Origin of the sequence: uncultured Gimesia sp. (assembly GCF_963976445.1) — a bacterium.
GTDB lineage: Bacteria > Planctomycetota > Planctomycetia > Planctomycetales > Planctomycetaceae > Gimesia.
Genome location: NZ_CAXBKP010000032.1, coordinates 14,675 through 31,090 on the forward strand (window position 1 = coordinate 14,675; position 16,416 = coordinate 31,090).

10 protein-coding genes are annotated in these 16,416 nt (G+C 51.5%); 4 read left to right on the plus strand and 6 right to left on the minus strand.

What is annotated here, in order from left to right:
• Positions 1-55: 55 nt before the first annotated feature.
• From AAC022_RS24165 to AAC022_RS24175, 3 genes are read right to left on the minus strand one after another with little or no spacing between them, the layout of a single operon-like run.
• On the minus strand, positions 56-1,084 hold the full coding sequence (locus tag AAC022_RS24165) for a DUF1559 domain-containing protein (protein ID WP_339735323.1): 1,029 nt from the start codon (positions 1,082-1,084) through the stop codon (positions 56-58).
• 56 nt (positions 1,085-1,140) lie between these two features.
• On the minus strand, positions 1,141-2,769 hold the full coding sequence (locus AAC022_RS24170; protein ID WP_339735325.1) for a LamG-like jellyroll fold domain-containing protein: 1,629 nt from the start codon (positions 2,767-2,769) through the stop codon (positions 1,141-1,143).
• The gene (locus tag AAC022_RS24175; RefSeq protein ID WP_339735327.1) at positions 2,769-3,299 is read right to left on the minus strand and encodes a sigma-70 family RNA polymerase sigma factor; all 531 of its coding nucleotides are present in this window, start codon (positions 3,297-3,299) and stop codon (positions 2,769-2,771) included. Before AAC022_RS24175 ends, AAC022_RS24170 begins: the two co-directional genes overlap by 1 nt.
• 228 nt (positions 3,300-3,527) lie before the next feature.
• Between AAC022_RS24175 and AAC022_RS24180 the strand changes: the two genes are divergently transcribed.
• On the plus strand, positions 3,528-3,965 hold the full coding sequence (locus AAC022_RS24180; RefSeq protein WP_339735329.1) for a GNAT family N-acetyltransferase: 438 nt from the start codon (positions 3,528-3,530) through the stop codon (positions 3,963-3,965).
• A gap of 7 nt (positions 3,966-3,972) precedes the next feature.
• On the opposite strand, the gene AAC022_RS24185 is transcribed toward AAC022_RS24180, so the two are convergent.
• On the minus strand, positions 3,973-5,394 hold the full coding sequence (locus tag AAC022_RS24185) for a DUF1501 domain-containing protein (protein WP_339735331.1): 1,422 nt from the start codon (positions 5,392-5,394) through the stop codon (positions 3,973-3,975).
• A gap of 7 nt (positions 5,395-5,401) precedes the next feature.
• Complete coding sequence (locus AAC022_RS24190) at positions 5,402-8,218, minus strand: PSD1 and planctomycete cytochrome C domain-containing protein (RefSeq protein ID WP_339735333.1); 2,817 nt, start codon at positions 8,216-8,218, stop codon at positions 5,402-5,404.
• 266 nt (positions 8,219-8,484) lie between these two features.
• Between AAC022_RS24190 and AAC022_RS24195 the strand changes: the two genes are divergently transcribed.
• The 3 genes from AAC022_RS24195 (at position 8,485) to AAC022_RS24205 (ending at position 15,095) form a co-directional block, all read left to right on the plus strand.
• Positions 8,485-9,315, plus strand: coding sequence for a DUF1080 domain-containing protein (locus AAC022_RS24195; RefSeq protein WP_339735335.1), 831 nt, complete (start codon positions 8,485-8,487; stop codon positions 9,313-9,315).
• A 131-nt stretch (positions 9,316-9,446) separates the two neighbouring features.
• Positions 9,447-12,962, plus strand: coding sequence for a PVC-type heme-binding CxxCH protein (locus tag AAC022_RS24200; protein WP_339735337.1), 3,516 nt, complete (start codon positions 9,447-9,449; stop codon positions 12,960-12,962).
• A gap of 57 nt (positions 12,963-13,019) precedes the next feature.
• Complete coding sequence (locus AAC022_RS24205) at positions 13,020-15,095, plus strand: CehA/McbA family metallohydrolase (protein ID WP_339735339.1); 2,076 nt, start codon at positions 13,020-13,022, stop codon at positions 15,093-15,095.
• Here the strand turns inward: AAC022_RS24205 and AAC022_RS24210 are convergent.
• Positions 15,092-16,183 (minus strand): sialidase family protein, encoded by a 1,092-nt coding sequence (locus AAC022_RS24210; protein WP_339735341.1) that lies wholly within the window; start codon positions 16,181-16,183, stop codon positions 15,092-15,094. The two genes, AAC022_RS24205 and AAC022_RS24210, sit on opposite strands and share 4 nt — an antisense overlap.
• Positions 16,184-16,416: the final 233 nt, after the last annotated feature.

The following is a 16,416-nucleotide window of genomic DNA, read 5'->3' on the forward strand; positions in this document are numbered from 1 at the left end:
TCTTTCAGCCGTATGATAGGGAATAATGAATTACTGATTGCAGCAGCAGGCGTGTCTAGAATTCGCCCAGTGGTTCGCCGCCGTTTTTCGATCCCAGTGCGCCCCAGATTCCATACGGACTTTGGCCTGTAGCGACTTGAGAGGCACTGATATCGCCTGTATCGATGTTTTCGCTGACAAAACGCACGGCACCATCCGCCAGGAGAACATGCACACCACCGACATGACGGCTGCTCGGTGGTTGTATTCCCTGAGTGGTCTGACCGTTGCAGACGGGGGCATTGGGAGGCAGAACCGTATTGAAATTAATGTACCCGGATCGTCCATCAGCCCAGCGCGTTCCCAGAGAACGGTTCCGATCCAGTGGAGAAATTCCGGATGTGAAGACTCCGTTGACAAAACTGGCAGCACAAGCGGATGGGTTTGATGAATTATTGATAGCGTTCATTCCAAAACCGTTCGTCGGTGTATTCCCTGAACCGGGAGGACGAATGCATTCTGAAATCATCAGGGTATTACTTGTGCCATCGATAATATCTCGCATGCGTACGCTGGACTGGAAACCAAAAATTCCGCGCAGGTTTCCCGGTGAAGTGGACTGAAAGTTGGTGTATTGATCACCGATACAAAACAGATAGTTATGCTGGCCCAGAGGTGTGATACCATCTGTATTGATATCAGAAGGGCAAGTGATAATGGGGAGTTTGGTTTTGTAGGCAGTGAATCCTATATTCCAGACATAGGAAGTCGATCCCAGGTTGCCCGTAATTTCGTTATAGAGCGGCGCCTGATCGATATAAGGGAGCAGAGGGATATACGTACTGAATCTCGAATCAAGTCCACAGGTAGTGCAGGTACTTTCATAAGGTCCAATGCGGCTGGCGGGGAACGTGCCATAGGTGGAGTGGTAATTGTGTAGCCCCAGTCCCATTTGTTTCAGATTATTCTTACAGGTGCTGCGTCGAGCCGCCTCGCGTGCCTGTTGTACGGCGGGAAGTAAGAGAGCGATTAGAATGGCGATGATGGCAATCACGACTAATAATTCAATCAGTGTGAAGCCCCGTTTGTATGTTTGTTGTCTCATTGGATTTCTACTTTTAATAAAAAGAATGAAAGGGTCTCGGGAACCGTTCCCGAGGATCAGTTATGTATTCCCTGGCGGGATTTCAGATGAATGTTGGCATGCCTGTCTGGAATGCCATTGATAAAGCGGACATCGGCTATATCGCCTCCCCAATGTCGGGAAATATCGGTGAGTGTTGAGCCGCCAATTGCCAGAATGCCTCCTGGGACCAGCGGAGCAATGTCTTCGATCTTGGTGAAAGTTTGCTGTATGTCGGGCTCTGAGGCATACTCGGGGGTGCGAGTATAAGTGACGATACTATCGTGGGACGCAGATGTGTTTGCATCGTAAGTGAAAACAATGTGATACCAGCAGTCCTTCTGCCATTTGGTCGCTTTGTCCAAAAGGTGCGAGACGTATTTTCCGTTTGTGGTTAAAAAACCGAAACCAAGCCGGCCGGAATGATCGTTAGCAAAGAGATTGAATTGTGAGGTCGTATGTTGTTCGACATTTCGATAATGGAATAAGGTATCTGAATCTCCCTGGCGGTCGTTGTTAGGATTACGCGCCCAGAGTTCGATTGTGAAGCGGTCCATGTGAAACAGCCCGGCTTCTGCCGCAGACAGCCGACGATACAGTTTATAGAGTTGCGAATCGAACGGTCCGGCGGCAGTGGTCGTGTTTTGTGGTGCCTGTTGTCCGCGAAAAGGGGACTTGCCTTTTGCTTCTATGATTTTGAGGTTCAGACGATGATCCCCTGAATCACGGGCGATTCGGGAGGATTCCTGATCCGATAATTTCCAGTGCGTCACAAGCTCTGGTGCTTTGTCATTCAAATTTTGAACAAAACATTCGGGTGTGGATTCGATTTTCTCAATATGGCGCGAATGCGGTTGGACACGAATCGCTGTTTTCTCAGTCAGGTTTCTGGTCACCGTAACTTCCCGGTCGGCATTGACGAGATTGAATTCAACCAGCCCTTTGAGCACATGGACTTCGGTTTCCTGGCTGGGATTCACGATCAGACCAAAGCGGGTGCCTAAATCGACGATACGTGAGGTGGCTGTTTCTACCGTGAGTCCCTGCGATTGCGGGGGAACGTTTGCAAACAGATTTCCGAGGTCGAGTTTGAACCGATCTGGTTCGATTGGAATCAGACGGGATGTCCCTTTGAGAATCAGATGCGCGCCCGAAATGGTTTCTAGCTCAACGACTCCGCTGGAAAGGTGCAATTGATCTCCTGCGTGCAGTAGATCTTCGTGAGACCAGTGGCGTTTGCCATCTTCCCAGATCGCGTGTTGTGTATTGATCACGCGGACCAGGAAGCGGGGGGGATGGTCTAACCAGAACTGAAAATAAAGCAGTAAGGCAGAGCTGATGATCAACAATGTAAACGCCAGAATCGCAGACATGACTTTCCATCGCGCAGGAGTTGATCTCGTGGCAGAAAGGTAATCTGGAAGCGTGCGCAGCTCAGTTGAGGACAAGGGGTCATAAGCGGTCGATCGCCCTAATGGTCCGGGATCAACAATCCCTTCCCATTCCAGGTTGGCGCACATGCCGGAGTATTGAATGAAAATATCTCTGGCTCCATCATGATTTAGAACCAGTTTTTCCAGGCGTGCGGCTGCTTTGGGTGAGAGTGTTCCATATTGGTACTCCCAGCAGAGGTGTATTAACTCTTCCTGTAATTCGGGGGTGAGCATCAGAAAAGATCTCCCGCATGCAGACGTCGCTGGATACAACTGAAAAGCAGTTCATGTGCGCGACGTAACGTTTTGTAGATGGCATTCGGAGATCGTTTTAAAGCATCAGCGACCGATTTGGTATTGGCGTCTGGTTCGTAAATTTTTTCTAGAACTTCTTTTTGTCGTTCTGACAATAATTCGTAGCAGACTGAAAGAGCCGCTTGCTGCTGGTCTAGTTCGTCTACAGTGACCATGGCCTGTTCGGCCACCCGATTATAAAATTCATTACTGAAAATATTTCGTTCGAGATTTTGACGGCGGCGGTAATTGAGGACTTCATAGCGCACAATCTGGCAGCTCCAGGCCCAGAAGTTGGACCCGGTCTCAAACAAATCAAACTTCGACCAGAGTACGGTGCACGTGTTCTGGTAGATCTCTTCCGCATCGGTCCTGTTATCTACCAATGATCTAATAAATCGGTAGATTCTTTGACTATGCTTGGAGAATAGTACGATGAATTCTGTTGTTCGGTCTGTGGCAACCGCCATTTATGGTATCCTCTACTGAGACGCAACGAGAGAAGCCCTGATTAATCACAACCCTTAATGAATACAGCCTGAGCCTGCAGGGATTAGCCTTGGAAAAATGACAATGTTCTGAATTTTTGTCGATTTGTATGTGTCTTTATGAATACCAGTTTTGTGGTGCATCGCTGATATCGGGTTTTGAAGACTGCCCGGTCTGAATCTGAAAATGGAACAGGGAACGAGAAAAGCATGAAATTTGAACGGATTCCGTTTCGATCTGACTGGTATGAACAGGCGTGTGAACTTCGCAATGAATTACTCCGCAGGCCTCTTGGTCTCGATTTATTCACAGAGGATCTGGAGGCGGAAGCCGGGTATCGGCATTTTGGTATGATTGAGGAGGACCGGGTTGTGGCCTGTGCGCTGGCGATTCCAGAGACTCCGGATAAAGCAAAAATCCGTCAGATGGCGGTTTCTGTCGAGTATCAAAATCAAGGAATTGGAAAGCAGTTAGTGCGAAACATGGAACTGGATCTCAAGCAGCAGGGAGTTGAGTCACTCGAACTGGAAGCCCGATCGACGGCCGTCGGTTTTTACGAAAAGCTGGGTTATGATGCGGAGGGGGAAGAATTTCTGGCTGTCTCGATTCCGCATGTGCGGATGGTGAAATCGCTCGTTCAAGAGTGACTGCTGATTAACCGAGGAGTTCCTTAATCACAGCGCCGCCTGTTTGACTGAGGACTTTGAAGCGGCCTTCATGGAAATAGGTGAGCTGGTTGTCATCCAAGCCCATAATGTGTTCCAGAGTGACGTGCAGGTTCCTGATCGGGTTGACGACTTCGACCGCGTGATCGCCGATTTCATCTGTCGCACCAATGCGATGGCCGGCTTTGACGCCGCCTCCCGCCATCCAGAGTGACATGCCTTTCGCGTTATGATCGCGGCCGGCAGCCTGTCTGCCACTACGGATGCCGTTATCGGGAGAGCGACCAAATTCGCCCGTCCAGACGACCAGCGTTTCATCCAGGAGGCCTCTGCCTTTCAAGTCTTTCAAGAGGGCAGCGATCGGTTTATCGACGGCCTGCATGCGTGCTTTGTGGGAACGATCCAGATAGTCGTGCGAATCCCAGCCAGCAGCGTAGATCTGAACGAAGCGGACTCCTTCCTCGACCAGTTTTCTCGCCAGTAAACAGCGTCTGCCGAAACTGTCGGTTTCTGGTTGCCCCAGGCCGTACATTTCCTGGGTCTGCTGCGTCTCCTTATCCAGGTTGATAATATCGGGGACCTGTGCCTGCATGCGAAAAGCCAGTTCGTAGGATTCCATGCGGGCGGCGAGCAGGTCTTCGTGCGGATGGCGTTGCATGTCGGCCTGGTTCAGTTTGGCTAACAGATCCAGATTTTTGCGTTGGGTCTCGCGCGTGACGTGGGCGGGCGGGTTCAAATCGAGAATCGGCGAACCTTTGGAACGCAGAGCGGTTCCCTGGAAGTAAGCGGGGAGGAAGCCGTTTGACCAGTTGGCAGAGCCCCCTTGTGGGTACGCGACTTCGGGCAGCACAATGAACGCGGGCAGATTTTGATTTTCGGTACCCAGACCGTAGGTCATCCAGGAGCCGACTGCCGGGTCGCCACCGAAGCGGTTGCCGGTATTCATGTGATAGCAGGCGGTGGGGTGATTGATTGATTCCGCCTGTAGTCCGTGATACACGCAGAGATCATCGGCGACTTCCGAGAGATGCGAAAAGTGTTCGCAGAGTGAAATTCCCGATTCGCCCGCCTGTCGATGTTTAAAGGGACTCTTGATGTAATAGCGTTTGCCGCTGGCCATCGCGGAGACCTGTTTGTCTTCGCGGACGAACTCTTTGAGGTGCAGTTTTTCCAAAGCCGGCTTGGGATCGAACGTATCGATGTGGCTCGGGCCGCCTTCCATGAATAGAAAGATGCAGGCTTTGGCGCGGGGCTTGAGATGCGGATCACGCGGCGCCAGCGGTTTTTCAAATACCGGGTTGGGCGAATTCTGTGTAGATTTTTCTTCTGCCTGGAGCAGGGCGTTTAAAGCTACGGTGCCGAGGCTGGCACTCATGCCGTATAGAAAATCGCGTCGTTGTAATCGGTGCATAGGATTCTTACCGCAAATAAACAAACTCGTTGGAATTCATCAGAACAAGGCACAGCTCCGCGAGAGCGCGGGTTTCGGCATCGACGTCCCAGGGTTTTAAGTCTTGGATGTAGTTGTCTGTCAGATCCAGTTTTTCGGTCCAGGTAAATGACTCGCCCGTTAATTCTTCAATCATTTCCCGTTTGACTTCACGGGGCAGCGAGACCTTTTGAGGCGGATGTGCCTGGTGATAACTCTGCATGTCAGCGACATGTTTGAGTGTGACGGTTAACTCAGCCGGTTCCGGAGTTCGCAGCACGACTGCCTGGAAAATTTGTTTGATGGCTTCCGGCGTTGATGCTGTTTCCTGTTTGATTTTGTGAGCCAGGGCAACCGCACGGTCATGTGTGAATTGTCCGTTAAACAGGGCAAAGGCCTGCGGGGTGACGGTCGTTTCATCCCGGCGTTCGCACGAGGATTCACTTCCCGGTCGATTGAAGACTTCGAGCATTGGGTCGGAGAGCGTGCGATAGCGAAACGCATACAAGGTCCGTCGATTCCGTTGTTCGGGACGCGGCATCGGTTGGTAAGCGGGAGCGACTGACCCCATAATGTGCCGTGGCTGCAGTGCGACTTCCCAGTTGATTTCCGGAAAGACGCCGGGGCCTCCCATTTCCGGATTCAGTTCGTTCGTGATCAACAATAGCGAATCACGGATTTGTTCGGCTGTCATTCGACGAGTGGGGTAGTGCGACAGAAACTGATTGTTCGGGTCCTGTGTCTGTGTCTGTTCCTGATTGGCCGGGTGACTGCTCTGCTGATAGGTGTTGGAAGTCATAATCAGATGGTGTAGTTTTTTGATCGACCAGCCGTGATCCATAAACCAGGTCGCGAGCCAGTCCAACAATTCAGGGTGTGACGGCTTGGCTCCTTTTTGACCAAAATTATTCGGTGTGGCGACCAGACCCGTGCCGAAATGGATCTGCCAGATGCGATTCACAATTACGCGTGCGGTTAGCGTGTTATTCGAACTGGCAATCCAGCGGGCGAGCGCCAGTCGGCGGCCTTCCTGGGAGTTGGGAATCGTATTCCAGGCGTTGGGTTCCTCGACGTTATTAGAGCCGGCGACCGCACTCAGCACGCCTGGCGTGACTTTTTCGGTCGGGGCGGTAACCGCACCGCCGGCGAGGATGAAGGTCTGCTGGATCTCGCGTTGCTTTTTCTTGGGGCCGGGGATGAGATTGACGGCCTTCGTTGAGCGATAGTTGTTAGGCGGACCATTATACACACTGAAGGCGTAAGGTTCGTACCGTTTGAGTTCCCGCTCGAAATAGTCAATGCGTTTGTTGTTGATTTTGAGCAGACTTTTTTCGTGTTCGGTTAAGCCGAACCATCGGAGCGGCGGTCGTTTGTCGGCGGCCACCTGTTTCAGGTTTTTAAAACCTTCTTTTTTCAGCCAGGCGGCGATAGCGGCGTTGGTTTTCTGTTTGAATCGCTCTTGCTCCGCGCGGGATTCTTCAATTAACCTTTCGGTTCGAACTTTCATCTCGGCGAAGCCGGAAATATTTTCATGCGACTGGTAAGCGACTTTCCGGTCGGCAAACTGCACCGGGGCAAAGACGGCTTGAATGCGGTAGTAATCACGGGTGGGAACGGGATCGAATTTGTGATCATGGCATTTCGCACAACGGAAACTGTGGGCGAGGAAACTGACGCCGACACTTTGAGTGATATCATCCAGAAAGAGTTGACGGGTGATGGCGGCGACGCTCATTCCCGTATGCTCCCAAGGGCCGCTGCGTAGGAAGCCGGTGGCGAAAAGCATTTCTGGATCTTCCGAGTCCAGTTCATCGCCCGCCAGTTGCTCAATGATGAACCGATCGTAGGGCTTGTCGGCGTTGAAACTGCGCACGAGATAATCACGGTAACGCCAGGCGTTGGGGCGTTCGTAGTCGTTCGCAAAGCCACTGGTGTCGGCATAGCGTACGACGTCAATCCATGTTTGTGCCATCTGTTCGCCGTATTGCGGCGTTTGTAACAGACGTTTGATAAAAGACGACCAGGCTGCATCCCCGTCAGAAGTGAAAAATTCTGTGACCTGCTTTGCCGTTGGCGGGAGTCCGGTTAAATCATAGGTTGCACGACGGAGCAGTGTTTTACGGTCGGCAGGTTTTGAAGAGACAAGTTGCTTCTGCTGGAGTTTCTGTTGAATGAACGCATCAATCGGATGACGCTCGCCAGACTGTTTCACCGTGAGCGCTTTCCAGGGAACAGCCGGGCGTTGGATCGATTGATAGGCCCAGATGTCTTCGGGCTGATAGGTGCGACCGGTCCAGGTCGGGCTCTGGCCGCCTGAAGTGGACATCGCGAGTTCTGTTCCAGAGGCAGTGCCTTTTGTCTCAGAGGGAACCAATTTCTGATCGGACCAGACGGCGCCGTCAGCGATCCACTGTTTCAGGTCTGCGATTTCGGCGGCGTTCAGTCGGTTGCGCTCCTGGGGAGGCATCTGAATGTTTTCGTCCTTCCAGGTGACGGCATTCCAGAACGGGCTCTGTTCGGGTTTACCTACGATGATCGAAGGCTCTCCTGATTCGCCCCCTTTGATCAGGGCTTCGCGGTTCAGCATGATGTATTCGCCTTTGATGTCGTCCGGCGTTTTACCGTGACAACCCAGGCATTTTTGTTCGAGTAGCGGGCGAATCTTCTGGAGGAAGAATTGTTCCATTGGAGAGATTTTTGTCTCTTCGGAAAACAAGAATCCGGAACCGGATTGAATCGCGATGATCATACCGAAGCAGATCAAGAGAGAGAGCTTTCGAACCGGCTGGGAAGAAAGAACGCGCATGAATGAAATCTTTCGAATTCAAGTGAGACGAGTGGAATGGATTGATTCCCGGTCAGCGTATCAAGTTAATCGGCGAGGGGTGATAAATCAATTTCATTTGATACGAAATCGTTTAATGTCACAAAGATACACTGAGTTCTAGTAACAATGTTACGTATTTGGGTGGGAAGGCGATCACTGATGCAGTAGGATGGAATGCAATGATCTTCACAGCGCGTACTTGCTGCACGCTGATTTGAGAATCCGTTTTTGAGAAAAGGTAAACCATGAATATTGGGGCTAAGAAATTCTTACTGAGTCTGTGTGTTGTCGCCGTATTACCCGTTTTGAGTCAAGCTGATGTTTTTGGACAAAAGAAAGCGCTGCAGAAGGAACCTGGTGCGGTTACCGATGGGGCGATTGTCAGTGAATCAGCCGAGGATGCATTGCATCCGGGTTACACATCGCTGTTCAACGGCAAAGATTTCACCGGTTGGATTGTGCCTGAAGGGGACAACGGTCACTGGAAAGTTTTCAAGGGAGTGATCGACTATGATGCCCAGAGTGAAGCCAAAGGGGATAAGAATCTTTGGACGGAAAAAGAGTACGGCGATTTCATTTTAAGTCTGGAATGGCGGATCAAACAGACAACGGGTTTGTATAAGGTGCCCATCGTTCTCGCCGACGGTTCGGAGCTGAAAGATGCGAAGGGGAATGTGATCACCGTTGAACTACCCAATGCCGACTCGGGTATTTATCTGCGAGGCACTCCCAAAGCTCAGGTCAATATCTGGTGCTGGCCCCTTGGTTCCGGCGAAGTCTATTCTTACCGTCGCGATCAAAGTATGTCGCCTGAAGTCCGCGCTGGTGTGACACCGAAAGTGAATGCCGACAAACCGGTAGGCGAGTGGAATAAGTGCATTATCATCATGGTTAAAGACCGGTTGACGGTGATTATGAACAACAAGATGGTTCTCGAAAATGCGCAACTGCCTGACGTGCCTGAGAAAGGGCCGATCGCGTTCCAGCATCATGGCGGTAAAAGGAAAGACGGAACTTTTAGTCCTGCCAGTAGTCTGATGCAGTTCCGTAATGTTTATATCAAAGAACTTGAATAGGTTCTGATTGATTCCTCCTGGTTGATCCTTTACGATTGAACCCGTCTCCTGTTTCATGAAAAGTGAACACGGCAGACGGGTTTTTCTATTTCTTCACCTTTAGGTGATTCAACAATGTAGGTGAATCAACAATGAAACAAACTTCCGGTGCGCTCTACCTGTTGTTCCTGGCGATGGGCTTTTGTCTGTTCACGACTGACTCGCTTTCTGCTCAAAAAAAAGATCCGTTTCGCGAATTCATTCGTCCCACCGAGCCACTCTCACCGCAGGATGCATTAAAGGCATTCACGCTGCCACCTGAGTTCGAAATACAACTGGTAGCATCCGAGTCCGAGATTCAAAAACCGTTGAATATGGCGTTTGATATCAAAGGTCGACTCTGGATTACCGATTCTTCCGAATACCCTTATCCCGTCAAGCAAGGAACCAAGGGGCGGGATACGATTAAAATTCTGGAAGATACCAACGGCGATGGACGGGCCGATAAAATTACTACATTCGCGGAAGGGCTCAATATTCCGATGGGCTTGTATCCGTATAAGAACGGCGTGATCGCCTTCAGTATTCCTGATATTAAATTCTATGAAGATACCGACGGCGATGACAAAGCCGACAAGGTGACCAAACTCTTCGGACCGATGGGCTTTGAGCGTGATACGCACGGTATGAATAACTCGTTTCGGCGGGGCTTTGACGGCTGGCTGTATGCGAATCACGGGTTTAATAATCAGACCAGTGTGAGTGGCAGCGATGGTCATAAAATCGAAATGCATTCGGGGAACACATATCGGATGCGGCTCGATGGATCGCGGATTGAACATTTCACTCACGGACAGGTCAACCCCTTTGGTTCGACGTTCGATGAAAAGGGGAATCTGTTTACCGCGGACTGTCATTCCAAACCGATTTATCAAATCTTGCGCGGCGGATACTATCCGAGCTTCGGCAAGCCCCATGATGGCTTAGGCTTCGTCAAACCGATGATGGAGCACCTGCATGGCTCGACGGCAATTGCGGGCGTCGGAATTATTTCCGGTGAACAGTTTCCACCGGAATATCAGGGCAACTTCTTTAGCGGCAATGTGATGACCTGTCGTCTGAATCGCAATTCACCCGTGTATCATGGTTCGACGATTGTTGCGAAAGAAGAACCCGATTTTCTCTCAACCACCGATCCTTGGTTTCGACCCGTCGATGTCCAACTCGGGCCCGACGGCGCCCTGTATGTCGCAGACTTCTACAATAAAATTATCGGTCACTATGAAGTTCCACTGGATCATCCGGGCCGGGACCGGCATCGAGGACGTATCTGGCGGATTGTGAGTAAAGGCAAAGATCACGCACCCGTCGATTATACAAAACTGAGTCTGCCCCAATTGATTGCGTTACTGGGTTCTTCAAATTTGACGACGCGGATGCTGATTACCGATTATCTTTCGGATCAAAAGGGACAGGAAGCTGTAGCTCCTTTGCAGCAAGCTGTCCTAGAAGCGAAACAGCCGACGATTGTGGTGCATTCACTGTGGGTCTTGTATCGACTGGGCGCGTTGACTGATGAGTTAATTACTCAGGCCGTCTCAAGTCCTTCAGGACTGGTGCGGATTCATGTGGCGAAAATTCTGGCCGAACAAGCTTCCTGGAACGAACAGAACCGTTTGCAGATGGTACGTGATCTGGAAGATGAAAATGCGTTCGTACAACGGGCGGCCGCGGAAGCCCTCGGTTTGCATCCGCAGCTGGAAAACATTCAGCCTCTGTTTGCATTACGGCAGAGGGTTCCTGCGGAAGACAATCATCTGGACTATGTCGTGCGGCGCGCTTTGATGTTGCAGATTCGTGATCCGCTGGTGTTTAAGCAGTTGGATTGGGCGTCGTTAAAATCGCCGCAGCACAAAGAATTGGCGCAGCTTTCTCTGGCCGTACCGACGGAACAGGCGGCGTTGTATTTGATTCGATATCTGAAATCAGAACAGGTTGATCAGCGGGAATTCCCCGACTACTTCCGGCACATCGTCCGTTATTTACCAGCAGAAAAACTGCCGCAGATTATCGAGTTGGGCCGAACTAAATTAGCCGGTAATCTCGATCTACAAGTCGAAATTATCAAGGCGATTCTGCAGGGATATCGGCAAAAGGGATTGAAGTATGACCGTGCCTTAACAGAATGGGCGGTTGCCCTGGCGGATAGTTTGCTGGCGTCGAATGCCGACCAACCGCTGCAATGGATCAATGTGCCTGTAGGGAAAGAGGCGACTGGTAACCCCTGGGCGTTGCAACAACGTGCGTCTGCCGATGGCAATCAGGCGTCTCCCTTTTTCTGCAGCTTACCGGCGGGAGAACGGGCTACCGGTAAACTGGTTTCCGCTGATTTTAAGCTTCCCGCCCAATTGGAGTTTTATGTGGCGGGCCATGTCGGCTTTCCGGATCAACCCGATCATGGGCAGAATTATGTGCAATTGAAACGATCGAATGATCACAGCGTTATCACACGTGTCTCTGCACCGCGGAATGATCTGGCGCAAAAAGTGAGCTGGGATCTCAAGGAGTATGCAGGCGAATCGGGTTATCTGGAAATTGTTGATGGTGATGCCGGCAAGGCGTTTGCCTGGTTAGCCGTGGGGCGATTTGAGCCAGCCGTAGTTTCTGTTCCTCAACAGAGTTTGCAGCAACAGATCAATCACTTATCGGCGGCTGCGTTTCTAGTGCGGGAATTCCAGATTGGTGCGGCACGCGAGGAACTGGTGACACTACTGTCAGAAGCACGCCTTGATCCGAGTCTGGTGAATGAACTGGTGCTGGCGGTGATCACTCTGGATGGAACTGATGCCTTTCGACCACTGTTTCCGCTCCCCGTCAGTCCGGTTCCCGGCAACGACGCTTTTCAAAAAACGGTAATACAGGCAGTCATCCAGCGGCAGGTGGATCAGCGTGATACATTGTTTCAACAGGCGTTTAAACGTTATCCTTCTCGTTTGCAGACACAACTCGCGCAAGCGTTATCCAAACAGCCGCAGGGAGCCGAACAACTGGTGGCGTATGCAGAGAAAGGCATCGTCTCGCCTCAACTGTTGACCGAGCCGGCGATTCAAAATCAGCTTCAACAGGCGGCTGATCCCCAATTGAAAATACGTCTGCAGAAATTAATCAGTGCGTTGCCACCTCGTGAGAAAAAGACGCAGGAGAATATCGCCACGCATTTGAAATCACATGCCTCGTTTCAAGTCTCGCTTGAAAATGGAAAGACTGTGTTTGAGAAGAACTGTGCCGTCTGTCATCAACTGGCGGGCAAGGGGGCCGTGGTCGGGCCGCAGTTAGACGGAATTGGCAATCGAGGGCTGGAACGATTGCTGGAAGACGTGCTCGATCCGAATCGGTCGGTGGATATCAACTTCCGTACGCTGACGATTCTCACTGATGAAGGGCGCGTTTTTTCGGGCCTGAAGCGGCGGGAAGAGGGAGCCGTGCTGGTGTTCGTTGATAATAAAGGGAAGGAATTTACGATTTCCAAAGAGGAGATTGAAGAACAGAAACAGTCGCCGCTCTCCTTGATGCCGGCGAATCTGCTGGAAATTTTATCGCCGCAGCAATTACATGACCTGCTGGCGTATCTGCTGCAAAGTACCAAAAAAGAGACCGCCGGCCATTAATGGTTTGGTAGTCGTGCAGCCGCATTCAAACTACTTTTGTGAAAGTTGCTCTGTGTTATGAAACTCCGAATATTACTGACGGCGATGATTTGCCTGCTCATTCAAGGAACAACCATCGCCGACGATTTGATTCGCGTTCGTTCGAAGATGTTCCATCTGCGGAGTTCAGGCGATCGCGAATGGGCTACCTTTCCGGAGACATCGTCGCTGAAAGAACTGGTGCTTCCCGTGCAGGCAGGCGTGAATAAAGAGGAAGGCACGCTTTTATTACGACAGCAGGATGTGAAGCAGACCTGGAATGTCGAACTGAACGGCACCGTGCTCGGCAAACTCGTTCCGGACGCCAATGATCAGCAACTGTTGCTGACGGTTCCTCCTAAAACTATGCAGGCAGAGAAAAATCAGCTACGCATCTATCAGGCGGGCAAGCAGATCCCCGATGATATTCGCGTGGGAGAAATCGTCTACTTTGCAGAGCCGAAACGGGATGTGTTGTCTGAGTCGTTTCTTGTGATTGAAGTTGTGGATGGAGCATCGAAGCAGCCACTTCCCTGTCGGATTACGATTATGAATTCAGACGGGACACTGGTGGCGACGACGGCTGAGTCGAATAAACAGCAGGCGGTTCGGACGGGAGTGATTTATGCCAGTGAGGGGAAAACCCGGTTTCGCTTGCCGGCTGGTGATTATCTCATCGCAGCCGGGCGGGGTTTTGAATATGGCGTTGATTTTCAGCGGGTGAAATTACAGCCCCGCGATATGAAAAAAATCCAGCTCAAGATCAATCGCGAAGTAGATACCTCTGGGTATGTAAGCTGTGATACGCACATTCATACGCTGACGCATTCGGGACACGGCGACAGTTCAATGGCCGAGCGGATGATTACGCTGGCGGGCGAGCAGATTGAATTCCCGATCGCCACCGATCATAACAAGCAAATCGACTATGAACCGTTATCCCGAAAATTAAAAGTGCGGCAGTATTTTACGCCCGTCATCGGGAATGAAGTCACCACGAAGTGGGGGCACTTTAATGTGTTTCCCGTTCAGGCAGAGGGGCCGATACCCGATTATAAACTGCCCAACTGGGACGGGATATTTGAAAGCATTTACGAGACACCAAACGTCAAAGTGGCGATTTTGAATCATGCGCGCGATATTCACTCGAAGTATCGCCCCTTTGATCGCAAGAATCATCTGAGTCAAACCGGCGAGAACCTGGATGGCTGGCGTTTGCGGGCGAACGCGATGGAAATTATCAATTCGGGCGCCACGCAAACCGATTTCATGCAACTGTATCACGACTGGTTTGGTATGTTGAATCGGGGTGTGTTCTTAACGCCGGTGGGCTGCAGCGATTCGCATGATGTGAGCCGTTATATCGTGGGGCAGGCGCGGACTTACATTCAAGCAGAAGATAAAGATCCGTCCAAGATTGATGTGAGTCAGACCATTCAAAACTTCGTGGACGGCAAGGTGCTGCTTTCTTATGGACTCTTTACGCAGATCAAGGTAAACGGCAAATATGGGCCGGGAACTTTAGTGCCTGCGTCTGAAGATCTCGAAGTAAGTCTCACCGTATCAGGTCCGGGGTGGGTGGCGGCGGATCAGATCAGCCTGTACGCGAATGGAGAGTTGATTCGTAGAGAGGACATCGATGATTCAAAACCGCAGAGAGGCGTGAAATGGCAGGGGACCTGGAAGCTCAAGCAGTTTCCGCATGATTGTCATCTGGTCGCGATTGCGACGGGCCCCGGCGTAACTTCGCCGTCTTGGCCGCTCGCCAAACCGTATCAGCCGGATTCTCCGGAATATAAATCACATGTGGTTGGTTCCACAGGGGCGGTCTGGATTGACGCGGACGGCGATGGTAAAAAAACGCCCGCATATGTCTATGCGGAACGACTCGTGAAAGAGCACAAGGGGGACCTCAGCGCACTGTTAAAGAGTCTGGCGAACTATGATCTGGCAGTTTCACAGCAGGCGGCCAGTCTGCTCAGGGCAGGCGGGAAATCTCCCTTTGATCCTGAAATGACAAAATTATTGCAAGACGCCGCCAAGCAGGTTCAGATCGGATTTGCCCTGTATGCGGAAGCGTGGCGGTCGAGTCAAATTGCCCGCACGACGAATTAGTCTGTTACGCTCGGCTGAAACGCGGCGAGAGGCGTGCGAACAAAAAAGACTCCCGGGCCTCCTGGCTGTTTGGGATCGAGATCATAGAACAGCGTACCCAGTGTGCGCTCATCAATTTGAACCGTGCGTGGCCAGCCGCGACCTTTGATGGGACGCCCCGGATTATAGATGATCACCGAATTCGTTTTGTCCCAGGTCTGACCCGCATCGTGCGAGAGTGTCAGTTCAAACGCCCATTCGTCGTCGCGGCCGACGCCGTACAGAATTGAAGTCAGCACAAGGGTTCCGTTTTTCAGAACCGTCAAGTCATAACCGGCGACGCCGAAGTAGGGGAGATTGTTCAACGCCTGCCAGGTTTGCCCCTGATCAGTGGAACGCAGGCCATACACCATCTGTCCCGGCTTGCCGACGGGGACGGGGGAACGGGCTTGCGGCGCGCCGCTGATGAATGTTCCCTCGGTTGTCCGCACAAGCGGCACCATTCCATGATTTCGGCCATCACCAAACGGGAAGACGGAATTTGTTTGGCGGTGATAAATGACCGTACGATCATAAAAGGGACAGACCCAGCGGTCTGCATCGAGTTCGAGAATCGGATGTCGCAGGCAGGTATAGTTCGTCAGATCAACCAGGGGGATTTCTGTAACGGGGGACCAGGTGACGCCGTTATCTTTCGATGTGCAAAACTGGGGCACGCGCCAGCGGCGTTTGTCTTCAATGCGATAGCAGGACCAGTGTAAAACAATTTCACCACTCTTGAGTGTGGTGAGCGAGCCGGGATAGATCGAGCAGTCTTTGATGCTGGGAATGGGTTTGCTGGTTGACCAGTGTAAACCGCCGTCGGTCGAACGGGAAAGCAGCAGTTCTTTACCGCCGCCCCCGTTTTCGTTGTAGACCGCCAGCAGATCGCCGTTGGCCGCGCGACACAGGGCCGGGTGAATGTGCCCGCCGATGACGGTGCCCACACGAATGGGAGCGGAGGGGATTCGTTCTGCAGTCTGATTTTCTGCCAGTGCAGGGGAGAGGCACGCGGGCAGGCAGCCGATGTAAAACAGGAGCAAGTGCATGAGTGAGCGGCGATGCATCATCGAAGCAGGCCTCCGTCAATAGAAGGATAATTTCGGAAGAAAACAGGTGTGCCCACGATCCTGTTTACCGTGTCGGGTGTCAGACTGCAACAGAGGCGTTAAATTGGCGGAAAGTTAGGCTGTATTACGCCTTTCCCGTCTCAATGCTTTGACAGTCAACGGGGTCTGCATTAAGCTATCGCCTTTCACCTCACGAATATTCCGAGGCCGGAATTCATTTCAAACCGCCTTGG